The following is a 13,219-nucleotide window of genomic DNA, read 5'->3' as shown; positions in this document are numbered from 1 at the left end:
CATCGCGCTTCCCCGTGCCTGTCGAACCTCCTGCATACATATTTTTTGCAGATTTGATGTGAAGATGCATATAAATCCTCTGCCAAACGTCCTATATTCGGAGCCTGCCTGAGCTCCGCCCAGCAGTTTTCCAATGATCCAGAATGGTTCTGAAGGCCAGATAAACCGGGCCTAAGCCGGTTTTTGCGTCAAGAGAGATCCTTGAAGATCCAGATCCATCTTCCATTCCCAGATCAGCGAGAACGCCATGACCGTTAAACAGATGACCCAAGAAGCCAGACACGAAGAAGCCCTCAAGAAGTACGTGCTGGATGTGCCCGAATTGAAGGAAGAGATCAAGGACTTGAGTCCGGATGATCAGAAAGACCAGATTCAGTGGGCGTTCGAGGATGAAGCCGAAGCCCAGGGTTTGCAGCCGTGGGAGTTGAGCCTCAAGTACACCTCGAGTCCGGAGGAGTTCGAGGCTGCCCGTCTGGCGCTGCACAAAGAGGCGGCCGAAGTCTTGGGTGTCGACTGGGAAGAGTACTGCGAGATGAACAATCTGGTGGTTTGAGCATCGTTGAACTGTAGGAGCGAGCATGCTCGCGATGGACCCGAGAGCGCCACGTTTAACCAGTAAACCCGCGTAATCGTTAACGACCATCGCGAGCACGCTCGCTCCTGCAGCACGAGTGATCAGATACTCAATCGCATCGACAGATCGACCGCCTTCACATCCTTGGTCATCGCGCCGATCGAAATGTAGTCCACCCCGGTCTGTGCAATGGGCAGCAACGTGCTTTCGTTGATCCCGCCACTGGCTTCCAGCTTGGCCTTGCCGGCGTTCAGGCGTACGGCTTCGCGCATGTCATCCAGACTCAACTCGTCGAGCATGATGATGTCGGCGCCAGCTGCCAGTGCTTCTTTGAGCTCACCCAGGCTTTCGACTTCAATCTCCACCGGCTTGCCCGGGGCGATCTTGTGCGCGGCAGCAATGGCCTGAGGGATCCCTCCGCAGGCGGCGATATGGTTTTCCTTGATCAGGAAGGCGTCATACAGGCCGATGCGGTGGTTGTGGCAACCACCGCAGGTCACCGCGTACTTTTGCGCCAGACGCAGCCCCGGCAAGGTTTTGCGCGTGTCGAGCAGCTTGACCTGGGTCTGGGCCACGAAGTCCGCCAGGTACTGCGCGCGGGTGGCCACGCCGGAGAGCATTTGCAGGAAGTTGAGCGCGCTGCGCTCACCGGTCAGCAGTGAGCGCGCAGGGCCTTCCAGGTGGAAGAGCACCTGATTGGGGATGACCCGTTCGCCATCGGCTACCTGCCAATGCACCGCCACTCGTGGGTCCAGTTGCCGAAACACCGTATCAACCCAGGCTGTACCGCAGATGACGGCAGCGTCGCGGGTAATGATGGTGGCTTTGGCCAGGCGTTCGGCCGGGATCAACTGTGCGGTGATGTCGCCGCTGCCGATATCCTCGAGCAACGCACGGCGCACGTTGGCTTCGATTTCGACGGTCAGATCGGCGAGACGTAGATTCGGCATAACGGACTCCACAAACAAAGTGGCTCGATTATAGGGCCATGCGATGGGCCAACCCAAGGCGTCGCAGGTATTCCTCTCGATCTGGCAACTGTATTGGCTCCAATCCCGATGATCGACCCTGACCCGGTGGCGTCGGCGATCGATAATCTCCAGCGCTTCAATCGTGGCAAGTGATCGCGCCCGGAGGGTCTATCGCGGCATACTGGGGCCTACACAGTCGACATTGCAGGAACCGGTATGCAGTTGGACCCCGTGAGCGGTTGGTGTCAGGGCGCGCATATATGCCCGTCACCCAACTTCAATGAGCGCCCCTCGGGTGAAATTTCCCTGCTGGTGATCCACAACATCAGCTTGCCGCCAGCGCAGTTTGCCACTGGCAAGGTGCAGGAATTTTTCCAGAATCGTCTGGACGTCACCGAGCACCCCTATTTTGAGGGAATTGCCGACCTGCGGGTGTCGGCGCATTTTCTGATCGAGCGTGACGGCGGCGTCACACAATTTGTTTCCTGCCTGGAGCGCGCGTGGCATGCGGGCATTTCCAGTTTCGAAGGGCGGGAAACCTGTAACGATTTTTCCGTAGGCATCGAGCTTGAAGGCACTGATGATCTGCCGTACACCGACGCGCAGTACGGGGCGTTGACTGCCTTGACCCGGCAACTGCAACACGTCTTCAAGGCAATCACCGCTCAGCGCATCTGCGGGCACAGCGATATTGCACCTGGGCGCAAGACCGATCCAGGGCCGGCGTTTGATTGGGCACGCTACCGTGCCGCCCTGGCACAAGAGGAAGGACAATGAGTTTTCTGGTTTTGCTGTTGGCCGTGTGGATCGAAAAGTTTTCGGCTATGCGCCATCAGGTACAGCGCGACGGCGGCTGGATACGCGAACTGAACAAGCTTGAATCAAACCCGCGCCTTGCACAGCGGCCCTGGCTGGTACTGGCGGTGCTGGTATTGGCGCCCGTGGCGCTGCTGGCTTTGTTGCTGGTGGTGCTGGAGCCGGTGGCCTACGGCTTGCTGGTGCTGCCGATCCACTTGCTGGTGGTGATTTACAGTTTGGGGCGTGGTGATCTTCTGGCGGGACTGGGGCCGTTCCGGGATGCCTGGCGCCGTGAAGATCTGCAGGCGGCAGCCCATGTGGCAGACCGCGACCTGGGTATCTGTGCCGACGATGGCGAGCAACTGCTGGAGCGAGTCCAGGGGCATTTGCTGTGGGAGGCTTACCAGAGCTTTTTCGCAGTGATTTTCTGGTATTTCCTGCTGGGGCCGGTCGCGGCATTGAGCTATCGGCTGCTGGCTCTGGCTGAGGAGCACGGGACGAATCCGGCGGTGGTCGAGCGCGCAGCTCAACTGCGTCATGCGTTTGATTGGGTGCCGGTGCGCCTGCTGGCGGCGAGCCTTGCCCTGGTGGGCAATTTTGTCGCGGTCAGTCGGGTAATGCTCAGTGAGCTGCTGAACTGGAACATCAGCGCCGCGCAGTTGATCGAAAAAGTCGGGCTGGTGGCGGGGGAAATCCCGGCGCCGATAGTCGGGCCAGAGGGCATCCACAACCTCGACCGGATCTGGGAGTTGCTGCTGCGTGCCGCAGTGCTCTGGTATGCGGGGTTTGCGTTGTGGACTGTCCTGCACTGATAACGTGAAAGATCGTCCGTTGGCAGCCCCGGCCATCGGACGATCTTGCCGTTAACCTTAAGTTACAAAACTTCCTGCCGATTTAATATATACAGAGACAGCGCTCAATAGTGGCGATCTGCTGGCGATCTGCGCCTGCCAATAAAAATAATAAATTGAAACGGAGACATCCAGTGAAGAGCTTGCTCTATCCCGCTGTCGCGCTGATGAACCGCCTGAGCTTCGGCATGAAGTTCAGCCTGATCAGCGTGCTGTTCCTGGTGCCGATGCTGGTGACCAACTTTTATCTGGTGCGCGACTCTTATCGCGAATTCCAGGGCACGCGGGTCGAACTGCAGAGCCTCGATCTGTTGGGCAGCAGCCTGACGCTACGCCGCGATCTGGAAACCCTGAACAATCTGGTGCAAATCAATGTCATCCTTGGCCAGTCCGGCAAAGGCGGCAATGTCGAATCGAAAATCAGCCCCTTGGAACAAAACATTCTGGCCCGTCTGCAAGGTCTGGCGGCGACGACCACCGACCCGGAGCAGATCGCGGCGTTCGATGGCAAGCGCGATGAAATGATCGCCGCATTCAAGGCCCAGCAAACAGAAAGCTCCCTGCAAAGCAAAAGTGCGCTCATCGGCAAACTGGTAGGCAGCGCGCAGATTTTCAGCCAGGTCATCACCAGCCAGGCCGGCCTGAGTCGCGACAACCAGAGCGATATGCGCCAGCTGAGCGAACTGGTGACCCTGGTCACCCCTCGTGTCACCCAGATGATCGGCGAAGGCCGGGCGATGGGGTCTTATTCGATGGGACAGGGTTTCCTCAACTCGGCATCGAGTACCCGATTCGATGAATTGCTGGCGCAAATAGAAAAGCTTCAGGCTGAGTACGGCCTGAAGTTGCAGGACTCCCTTGGCTCCAGCGCCGCCGCGCGCGATGCGTTGGCCGCTCAGGCCGAAAGCAGCCGGGCGTCCTTGAAAAAGGCCAGCGAGCTGTTCGAGGAGCAGGTGGTGATGGCTGACACCCTGGATGCGCCTTGGCAGGGGTTTTATGATCAGGCCAGCGCCCTGATGGACCAGACCTACCAACTCAATGAAGCAGTGCTGAAGTTTCTCGGTCCTCAGCTGCAACAACGGCTGGATCAGAACCGTACGCACATGATTCTGCAAGCCGTGGCGCTGTCCGTCGTCTTCGTGCTGATCTTTTACCTTTACGGTGGCTTCTATGCCTCGACCCGCACCACGCTCAAGCGTCTGGGGGCAGTGATGGACAAGGTGGCTGCGGGCGACATGACCGCAACCTTCAGCGCCGACAGCCGGGACGAACTGGGTGAGTTGGGCGAGGTGTTCAACGGCACCGTGAAGAAAATCCATGACCTGATCGAACGGGTAGGGCAGACCGTCACAGAAGTCGAGCGCCAGGCCGGACAAGTAGAAAATGTCTCGGCCCAGAGCAACCAGGCCGTCGCCGGCCAGCGCACGCAGATCGAGCAAGTGGCGACTGCCATGAACCAGATGTCGGCCACTTCCCTGGAGGTGGCGCGCAGTGCCGCCGCTGCGGTGAGCAGTGCCCACAGCGTCAACGACGAAACCATCAGTGGCCGTGGCCTGGTGCAATCCCAGCAGGGCAGCATTGCCGCCCTGGCCAGCGAAATCGATCAATCGGTGCAGGTGATCAATCAACTGGCCAGTGACAGCCAGTCGATCAGTCGCGTGCTGGAAGTGATCAAGAGCATCGCCGAGCAGACCAACCTGCTGGCGCTCAACGCCGCGATTGAAGCCGCCAGGGCCGGTGAGCAGGGCCGTGGTTTCGCAGTGGTGGCGGACGAGGTCCGGACTCTGGCCAAGCGCACCCAGCAGTCGACCGAAGAAATCGAGCAGATGATCGTCAAGCTCCACAGCGGTGTCGGCGCGGCAGTGAAGGCCATGGGCATCAGTCATGAGATGGCCAGTGGTACGGTCGGGCAGTCGGAAAAGGTCCAGCGAGCGCTGGAAAACATTCTCGGTGCGGTCGGCATGATCGTTGACCAGAACCAGCAAATCGCCGCTGCGGTGGAGCAGCAGACTGCCGTGGCTCACGACATCGACCAGAACATTGTCGAAATCAACCGGGCCGGCGAGCGAACCGCCGAAGGTGCACACCACACCGAGGACGCCAGCCGTGCATTGTCGGCTCAGGTGGTGGAGTTGAAGCAATTGATCAGTGCGTTCCGGGTCTGAAGCACACCCTTGTTCACAAGGTTTTTTTGTCAGTGCTTACCAGTTGAACAGCTCGCGTGCATTGGCGGTACTGGCCGCCGCGAGCTGCTCTGGTGAGATCGCCATGATTTGAGCCAGCGCCTCGCAAATCGCCGGCAAATGCTCCGGGCTGTTGCGTTGCCCGGGGAACATGGCGGGCGCCATGTCTGGTGAATCGGTTTCCAGCACTACCGACTCCAGCGGCAGCTCGGCCAGCACGCGATGCATGCGCAGCGCCTGGGGCCAGGTCGCGGCACCGCCAAGGCCGAGCTTGAAGCCAAGCTTGATGTACTCGCGGGCTTCTTCCTTGCTGCCGGCAAACGCATGGATGATCCCGGCGCGTTTCAGGCGAAAGCGTTTGAGCGTGGCAATCACCGCCGCATGGCTGCGCCGCACGTGGATCAAGGCCGGAAGGTTGAAGTCATTCGCCAGTTGCATTTGCGCATCGAACAGCCCTTGCTGGCGTTCGCGGTCCAGGGTTTCGATGAAGTAGTCCAGGCCGATCTCGCCGACCGCACACAATTGCCGATGGCCGGCCAGGCGCGTCAGCCAGGCGCCGAGTTCGCTCAAGTCCTCAGGGCGATGCTCGTTCAGGTACACCGGGTGCAGACCGAAGGCAGCGTGCAGGTCGGGATCGCTCTGCACCAGCTCCCAGACCCGCTGCCAATTGCCCTGATAAACCCCCAGAACCACGATTCGCCGCACCCCGAGGGCGCGACTGGCGCTCAGCAACGCCTGACGATCAGCGTCGAAGTCCGGGAAATCCAGATGGGTGTGGGTGTCGATCAGCTCCACGATTCATTCCTGGCGAATACGCTGTTTGAAGGTTCGCGCGATGGCTTGTACACCGGGTTGGTAATCGGACTGTTCGATCGCCGCCAGGGCCAGGGCCAGCGCCTTGTCAGCGATCAGTTGGTGTTGCTGGGCCATGGCGTTGACCGGCAGGGGCAGGAAGTCCAGCAACTGAGTGTCGCCGAAAGTGCCGAGACGCAGCGGGCGGTTTTTCAGCGGGAAGTCATGCAGGGCATCGAACACGCCCTGGAGCAATACGTAGGATGTAGTGATCAACGCCTCGGGCAAATGCCCCAGGCGCCGCAACAAATCTTCCATCAATTGCTTGCCGCACTCACGGCTGAAGGACTCGCCTTCTTCGATCAGCACGTCCCCTTTGAAGCCATTGAGAGCTTGCTTGAAACCGGCGGCGCGTTCCTGGCTGATGCTCAGGTCGGGGCGGGCACCAATGAGCACGATCTGCTTGGGTAATGGCTCCAGCAGGCTGCGAGTCAGTTGCAGGCTGGCTTCGCGGTCGTCGCTGATCACCGAGCAGAAATGCTCGGGCTCCATGACCCGGTCGATGGCAATGATCGGCATGCCCTTGGCTTGCAATTGGCGATAACTGTCGTCGCTTGCCGGCAGGCAACTGGCGACGATCAGCGCATCGCAGCGGCGTGCGCGGAACAGTTTGAGTAACTGCAGTTCGCTGTCCGGCGCGTCGTCGGAGCTGGCGATCAACAGCTGATAACCCCGTGCTCGCGCACCTTGCTCAAGCAATTTGGCGATACGTGCGTAACTGGGGTTTTCCAGATCCGGCAGAATGAAACCCAATGTACGCGTATGCCGGCTACGTAAGCCGGCGGCCTGGGGATTAGGTGTGAAGCCATGTTGTTCGACGACCGCGCGGACACGTTCGACCGTGGCGCTACTGATCCGCTGCTGTTCGGCTTTGCCATTGATGACATAGCTGGCGGTGGTAACGGACACACCGGCCAACTGGGCAATATCACTGAGTTTCAACCCGCTGTTTCCTTGTTTTTTCGAGCTTGCCTCGACATTTTCGTCAATCCTACCCGATTCAGGCAGACGAACCTTGTCGTAACGCAGCCGACAAGTAGGACTTCAAGGATGGATCATTATCGAGTAACGTGCCATTCATTATAGATTAAACGTTTCAGCAAGCGTATTTTAGGGGTTTATCCCTTTTGTCGGTTCTGCCCGTGCAACCGCCAGAAGAGTTGGCAAAAACGCCAAGGCTGATTCACTCAAAACAATACCTGGCGCCCCAAGGGGCCAAAAAGGAGAAAGCATGCTCGAGCTCACTATTGAGCAGATATCCATGGGCCAGTCGGCTGTGGATAAGTCCGCTGCATTGCAACTGCTGGCCAGTCACCTGGTCGCTGACGGCCTGGTGGACGAAGGGTATCTCGCCGGGCTGCAAGCGCGGGAAGCCCAGGGCTCGACCTTTCTCGGTCAAGGTATTGCCATCCCCCACGGTACCCCGCAAACCCGCGATCAGGTGTTCACCACCGGCGTGCGCTTGATGCAGTTTCCCGAAGGCGTGGACTGGGGCGACGGCCACATCGTCTATCTGGCAATCGGCATTGCCGCCAAATCCGACGAGCATCTGCGCCTGCTGCAATTGCTCACTCGCGCCCTTGGCGAGACCGACCTGGGCCAGGCTCTGCGCCGTGCCGGTTCTGCGCAAGCGCTGCTGAAACTGCTGCAAGGCGCACCGCAGGAATTGGCGCTGGATGCACAAATGATCGGCCTGGGTGTGCCGGCCGAAGATTTCGAAGAACTGGTCTGGCGTGGCGCGCGCCTGTTGCGTCAAGCCGATTGCGTGAGCAACGGTTTCTCTGCCGTGTTGCAGCAGGTCGAAGCGCTGCCTCTGGGTGATGGCTTGTGGTGGCTGCACAGCGAACAAACGGTGAAACGCCCCGGCCTGGCCTTCGTTACGCCGGATAAACCATTGCGTTACCTCGGGCAGCCGCTGAACGGGTTGTTCTGCCTGGCCAGCCTCGGCGAAGCCCATCAGGCATTGCTTGAACGCCTGTGCGCGCTGTTGATTGAAGGGCGCGGCAACGAATTGGGGCGCGCCACCACCCGCCGCCAGGTGCTGGAAGTCCTCGGTGGCGAGCTGCCCGCAGACTGGCCGAGTGCGCGCATTGCGCTGGCCAACGCCCATGGTCTGCACGCCCGCCCGGCGAAAATTCTCGCGCAACTGGCGAAAGGTTTTACTGGCGAAATTCGCGTGCGCATCGTCGATGGCCAGGACAGTGCGGTGTCGGTGAAGAGTTTGAGCAAGCTGCTCAGCCTCGGCGCCCGTCGCGGCCAGGTGCTGGAGTTGATCGCTGAGCCGAGTATCGCTGTCGATGCCTTGCCCGCCTTGATGGCGGCAATCGAAAATGGCCTCGGTGAAGAAGTCGAACCGTTGCCGCCGGTGAGTCAGCAGCGCGAAACCGTCGCCGACTTCGCCGAAGTGCTGCTGGCCCCGGCGTCGGGTAGCCAGATCCAGGCCATCGCCGCAGCACCGGGGATCGCCATCGGTCCGGCGCATATTCAGGTGCTGCAAGCCATCGACTATCCGCTGCGCGGAGAGTCAGCCGCGATTGAGCGCGAGCGACTCAAGCAAGCTTTGGAGCAGGTGCGCCAGGATATTCAGGGTTTGATCGAGCGCAGCAAGGCCAAGGCCATTCGCGAGATCTTCGTCACTCACCAGGAAATGCTCGACGACCCGGAGCTGACCGATGAGGTCGACACCCGTCTCAAACAGGGCGAAAGCGCGCAAGCGGCGTGGATGTCGGTCATCGAAGCGGCGGCCAGGCAACAGGAAGCCTTGCAGGACGCCTTGCTTGCCGAGCGCGCCGCGGATCTGCGCGACATAGGGCGTCGTGTACTGGCGCAACTCAGTGGCATCGAAACTCCGAGTGAACCGGATCAGCCGTATATTCTGGTGATGGACGAAGTCGGCCCGTCTGACGTTGCACGGCTTGACCCGGCTCGCGTGGCCGGCATCCTGACTGCACGGGGTGGCGCCACGGCGCACAGCGCGATCGTCGCCCGAGCGTTGGGGATTCCTGCATTGGTCGGCGCCGGTGCCGCCGTGCTGTTGCTGGCGCCAGGCACACCGTTGCTGCTCGATGGCCAGCGCGGTCGTCTGCACGTCGATGCCGATGCGGCGACCTTGCAGCGCGCAATCGCCGAGCGCGACAGTCGCGATCAACGCCTGCAGGCGGCCGCCGCACAACGTCATCAACCAGCGCTGACGAGCGACGGCCATGGTGTCGAAGTGTTCGCCAACCTCGGTGAAAGCGCCGGGGTTATCGGCGCCGTCGAGCAGGGCGCCGAAGGCATCGGCCTGCTGCGTACAGAACTGATTTTCATGGCCCACCCGCAAGCGCCGGACGAAGCGACCCAGGAAGCCGAGTACCGGCGTGTCCTCGATGGCCTGGCCGGGCGGCCGCTGGTGGTGCGTACACTTGACGTCGGTGGCGACAAGCCGCTGCCGTACTGGCCGATCGGCAAGGAGGAAAACCCGTTCCTCGGCGTGCGTGGCATTCGCCTGACCCTGCAGCGTCCGCAGATCATGGAGGTGCAACTGCGCGCGCTGCTGCGGGCCGCCGACAACCGGCCCCTGCGCATTATGTTCCCCATGGTCGGCAGCATGGACGAGTGGCGCCAGGCCCGGGACATGACCGAACGCTTGCGCAAGGAAATCCCGGTCGCCGACCTGCAGTTGGGGATTATGATTGAAGTGCCGTCTGCAGCGCTGCTGGCGCCAGTCCTGGCCAGGGAAGTCGACTTTTTCAGTATCGGCACCAATGACCTGACGCAATACACCTTGGCCATCGATCGCGGTCATCCGACGCTCTCGGCCCAGGCCGACGGGCTTCATCCGGCGGTGTTGCAACTGATCGACATCACCGTGCGCGCAGCCCATGCCAACGGCAAGTGGGTCGGTGTGTGCGGTGAGCTGGCGGCCGACCCGCTGGCAGTGCCGGTACTGGTCGGGCTGGGGGTGGATGAACTCAGTGTATCCGCGCGCAGCATCGCCGAGGTCAAGGCGCGGATTCGCGAACTCAGCCTTGCCCGTACACAAGTGCTTGCCCAGCAGGCTCTAGCCGTGGGCAGCGCCAACGAAGTGCGCGCATTAGTGGAGGCTCTGTAATGGCCCGGATTCTCACCCTGACCCTCAACCCGGCACTCGACCTCACGGTTCAGTTACCGCGCCTGGAGCCCGGTCAGGTCAACCGCAGCGACGCCATGCACACTCACGCCGCCGGCAAAGGGGTGAACGTGGCCCAGGTGCTTGCCGACCTTGGGCATCAGGTGACCGTCAGCGGTTTCCTCGGCGTGGACAACCTGCAAGCGTTCGAAACCCTGTTTGCCAGACGCGGTTTTATCGATGCCTTCATCCGCGTTCCCGGTGAAACCCGTACCAACATCAAGCTGGCGGAAAGCGATGGACGCATCACCGATATAAACGGTCTGGGGCCGCGGGTCAGTGAAGCCGCGCAACAGGCGTTGCTTGATCGACTTGAGCAGATTGCGCCCGGGGCTGATGCGGTTGTCGTCGCCGGCAGCCTGCCGCAAGGCGTCAGCGCCCAGTGGCTGCAGGCGTTGATTGGGCGCTTGAAGGAACTGGGTTTGAAGGTCGCCCTCGACACCAGCGGCGAAGCATTGCGTGCCGGAATCAAGGCGGGTCCGTGGCTGGTCAAACCCAATAGCGAAGAGCTGGCCGAGGTCCTGGGGTACGGGGTGGTTTCGGTCGCCGCCCAGGCCGACGCGGCTGAGCGTTTGCACGCCCAAGGCATCAGGCATGTGGTGATCTCCCACGGTGCCGACGGCGTGAACTGGTTCAGTGTGGGCGCGGCCTTGCATGCCACTCCTCCCAAGGTCGGCGTCGCCAGTACGGTGGGCGCCGGCGATTCGTTGCTGGCGGGGATGCTCCACGGTTTGCTCAGTGCCGATACGCCTGAGCAAACCCTGCGCACGGCCACGGCGATTGCCGCGCTGGCCGTCACCCAGATCGGTTTCGGCATTGGCGATGCCGCGCAGCTGGCGCGGCTCGAACAGGGTGTACGCGTGCGTGCCCTGACAGAACAATAAGAGGGTTTGTCATGAAGTTAGCCATCGTTACGGCCTGCCCCAACGGCATGGTCACCAGTGTGCTGTGCGCCCGCTTGCTCGATGCGGCGGCCCAGCGTCAGGGCTGGAGCACCAGTGTCGAAATCAGTGATCCCGCCCACCCTGAGCGTCAAATGTCGGCTGCTACCCTCGAAGGCGCCGAGTGGGTGTTGCTGGTCACCAGCGCGCCAGTGGATATGTCTCGATTCGTCGGTAAGCGGGTGTTCCAGAGTGCTCCGGCCCAGGCCCTGCAAGACGTTGAAGCGGTGTTGCGACGGGGCGCGCAGGAGGCTCAGGTGTACACGCCTGCCGAAGTCGTCGCCGAGCCGGTAGCCGTTGCGCACAATGCTCCGCGACTGGTTGCGGTTACGGCATGCCCGACCGGCGTCGCTCACACCTTCATGGCCGCCGAAGCCCTGCAGCAGGCGGCCAAGCGCCTGGGCTATGACCTGCAAGTGGAAACCCAGGGCTCGGTCGGTGCGCGTAATCCACTGAGCGCGGAGGCGATCGCCGAGGCCGATGTGGTGTTGCTGGCGGCGGACATCGAGGTCGCCACCGAGCGATTCGCGGGCAAGAAGATCTACCGTTGCGGTACCGGCATCGCGCTCAAGAATGCCGAAGCGACGCTGAAAAAAGCCTTGGCTGAAGGCAAGCGGGAAAGCGTTTCGAACAGTTCCCAAGGGCCGACCAAGCAAGAGAAGACGGGCGTCTATAAACACCTGTTGACCGGCGTGTCGTTCATGTTGCCGATGGTGGTGGCCGGCGGTCTGATGATCGCCCTGTCGTTTGTGTTCGGCATCACCGCCTTCAAAGAAGAGGGCACGTTGGCGGCGGCATTGATGCAGATTGGCGGCGACACCGCGTTCAAGTTGATGGTGCCGTTGCTGGCGGGTTACATCGCTTACTCGATCGCCGATCGTCCGGGCCTCGCGCCGGGCATGATCGGTGGTTTGCTCGCCAGTACCCTGGGCGCCGGTTTCATTGGCGGGATTGTCGCCGGTTTTCTCGCCGGCTATGCGGCCAAAGCGATCAACAAATATGCGCGGCTGCCGCAGAGCCTTGAAGCGCTGAAACCGATTCTGATCATCCCGTTGCTGGCCAGCCTGTTCACCGGACTGGTGATGATTTATGTGGTCGGCAAACCGGTGGCGGGGATGCTCGGTGCACTCACGCAGTTTCTCGACAGCATGGGCACCACCAACGCCATTTTGCTCGGTGTGCTGTTGGGCGCGATGATGTGCGTCGATCTTGGCGGGCCGATCAACAAGGCGGCGTATGCGTTCTCGGTCGGCTTGCTGGCGTCGCAGAGTTACGCACCGATGGCCGCGACCATGGCCGCCGGCATGGTGCCACCGATCGGCCTGGGTATCGCCACCTTCATTGCCCGGCGCAAGTTCGCCCAGACCGAGCGCGAGGCCGGTAAAGCGGCGTTCGTACTGGGGTTGTGCTTCATCTCCGAAGGGGCAATTCCGTTTGCCGCCAAAGACCCGCTGCGGGTGATTCCGGCGAGTGTTGCCGGTGGCGCGTTGACCGGTGCGTTGTCGATGTATTTCGGCTGCAAGCTGATGGCGCCCCACGGTGGATTGTTCGTGCTGGCGATTCCGAATGCGATCAACCATGCGCTGTTGTATCTGTTGGCGATCGTGGCCGGGAGCCTGTTGACGGCGGTGGTGTATGCGCTGGTCAAGCGGCCTGAGGTGGTGGAGTTGAGCGTAGTGCCCGTCAGCGCCTGATCCACAAGCCCTGTTGCGGATTCAAAAGCACCCCCTCACCCCAGCCCTCTCCCAGAGGGAGAGGGGGCCGACCGAGTTGTCTGGCGCTATGCATCGACCTGAGAGATCGTGTCGATTATGGATTCGGCACAGCACGCTCAGGTCGCAGTATTTCCAGAGAAGCCCACGGTCAGTCCCCTCTCCCAGTGGGAGAGGGTTAGGGTGA

At 61.1% G+C, this 13,219-nt stretch carries 10 protein-coding genes and 1 pseudogene; 8 read left to right on the top strand and 3 right to left on the bottom strand.

All coding sequences use genetic code 11. From position 1 onward, the window contains the following. Positions 1-247: 247 nt before the first annotated feature. Positions 248-553 carry a DUF6388 family protein gene (locus AC07OG_RS22375; protein WP_060541206.1) on the top strand — a complete coding sequence of 102 codons (306 nt, stop codon included), beginning with the start codon at positions 248-250 and terminating at the stop codon, positions 551-553. A gap of 122 nt (positions 554-675) precedes the next feature. Here the strand turns inward: AC07OG_RS22375 and nadC are convergent, their stop codons facing one another. Next, entirely contained in the window at positions 676-1,524 is an 849-nt protein-coding gene (gene nadC, locus AC07OG_RS22370; protein WP_060541207.1) for a carboxylating nicotinate-nucleotide diphosphorylase, read from the bottom strand. A gap of 237 nt (positions 1,525-1,761) precedes the next feature. On the opposite strand from nadC, the gene ampD reads away from it, so the two are divergent. From ampD to AC07OG_RS22350, 4 genes and pseudogenes are all read left to right on the top strand, one after another. Beyond that, complete coding sequence (ampD, locus tag AC07OG_RS22365; protein WP_060541208.1) at positions 1,762-2,322, top strand: 1,6-anhydro-N-acetylmuramyl-L-alanine amidase AmpD; 561 nt, start codon at positions 1,762-1,764, stop codon at positions 2,320-2,322. Beyond that, positions 2,319-3,155 carry a regulatory signaling modulator protein AmpE gene (gene ampE / locus AC07OG_RS22360; protein WP_060541209.1) on the top strand — a complete coding sequence of 279 codons (837 nt, stop codon included), beginning with the start codon at positions 2,319-2,321 and terminating at the stop codon, positions 3,153-3,155. Before ampD ends, ampE begins: the two co-directional genes overlap by 4 nt. A gap of 206 nt (positions 3,156-3,361) precedes the next feature. Then, positions 3,362-4,453 (top strand): annotated as a pseudogene (locus AC07OG_RS22355) (methyl-accepting chemotaxis protein); the annotation flags it as partial. Next, positions 4,430-5,359, top strand: coding sequence for a methyl-accepting chemotaxis protein (locus AC07OG_RS22350; RefSeq protein ID WP_495068156.1), 930 nt, complete (start codon positions 4,430-4,432; stop codon positions 5,357-5,359). The pseudogene AC07OG_RS22355 and the gene AC07OG_RS22350, both read left to right, overlap by 24 nt. Positions 5,360-5,395: 36 nt before the next feature. Here AC07OG_RS22350 and AC07OG_RS22345 read toward each other — a convergent pair whose 3' ends face one another. Continuing rightward, positions 5,396-6,172, bottom strand: coding sequence for a TatD family hydrolase (locus AC07OG_RS22345; protein WP_495068128.1), 777 nt, complete (start codon positions 6,170-6,172; stop codon positions 5,396-5,398). 3 nt (positions 6,173-6,175) lie between these two features. After that, a complete protein-coding gene (gene cra / locus AC07OG_RS22340) occupies positions 6,176-7,171 on the bottom strand; it encodes a catabolite repressor/activator (RefSeq protein WP_495068127.1) in 996 nt (331 codons plus the stop codon). A gap of 289 nt (positions 7,172-7,460) precedes the next feature. On the opposite strand from cra, the gene ptsP reads away from it, so the two are divergent. Genes ptsP through AC07OG_RS22325 form a run of 3 tightly spaced genes read left to right on the top strand, consistent with a single transcriptional unit; the run spans position 7,461 to position 13,014 of the window. Then, positions 7,461-10,322 (top strand): phosphoenolpyruvate--protein phosphotransferase, encoded by a 2,862-nt coding sequence (gene ptsP, locus AC07OG_RS22335; RefSeq protein ID WP_495068126.1) that lies wholly within the window; start codon positions 7,461-7,463, stop codon positions 10,320-10,322. After that, positions 10,322-11,263: a 1-phosphofructokinase gene (pfkB, locus tag AC07OG_RS22330; RefSeq protein WP_495068125.1), complete on the top strand. Its 942-nt coding sequence runs from the start codon at positions 10,322-10,324 to the stop codon at positions 11,261-11,263. The genes ptsP and pfkB overlap by 1 nt, the downstream gene beginning before the upstream one ends. An 11-nt stretch (positions 11,264-11,274) precedes the next feature. Next, on the top strand, positions 11,275-13,014 hold the full coding sequence (locus AC07OG_RS22325) for a PTS fructose-like transporter subunit IIB (RefSeq protein WP_218425550.1): 1,740 nt from the start codon (positions 11,275-11,277) through the stop codon (positions 13,012-13,014). Positions 13,015-13,219: the final 205 nt, after the last annotated feature.

This window comes from Pseudomonas sp. GW821-FHT09H03 (genome assembly GCF_059415945.1).
The sequence above is the reverse complement of the archived record's forward strand: the minus strand, read 5'-3'. Positions and strand labels throughout refer to the sequence as shown.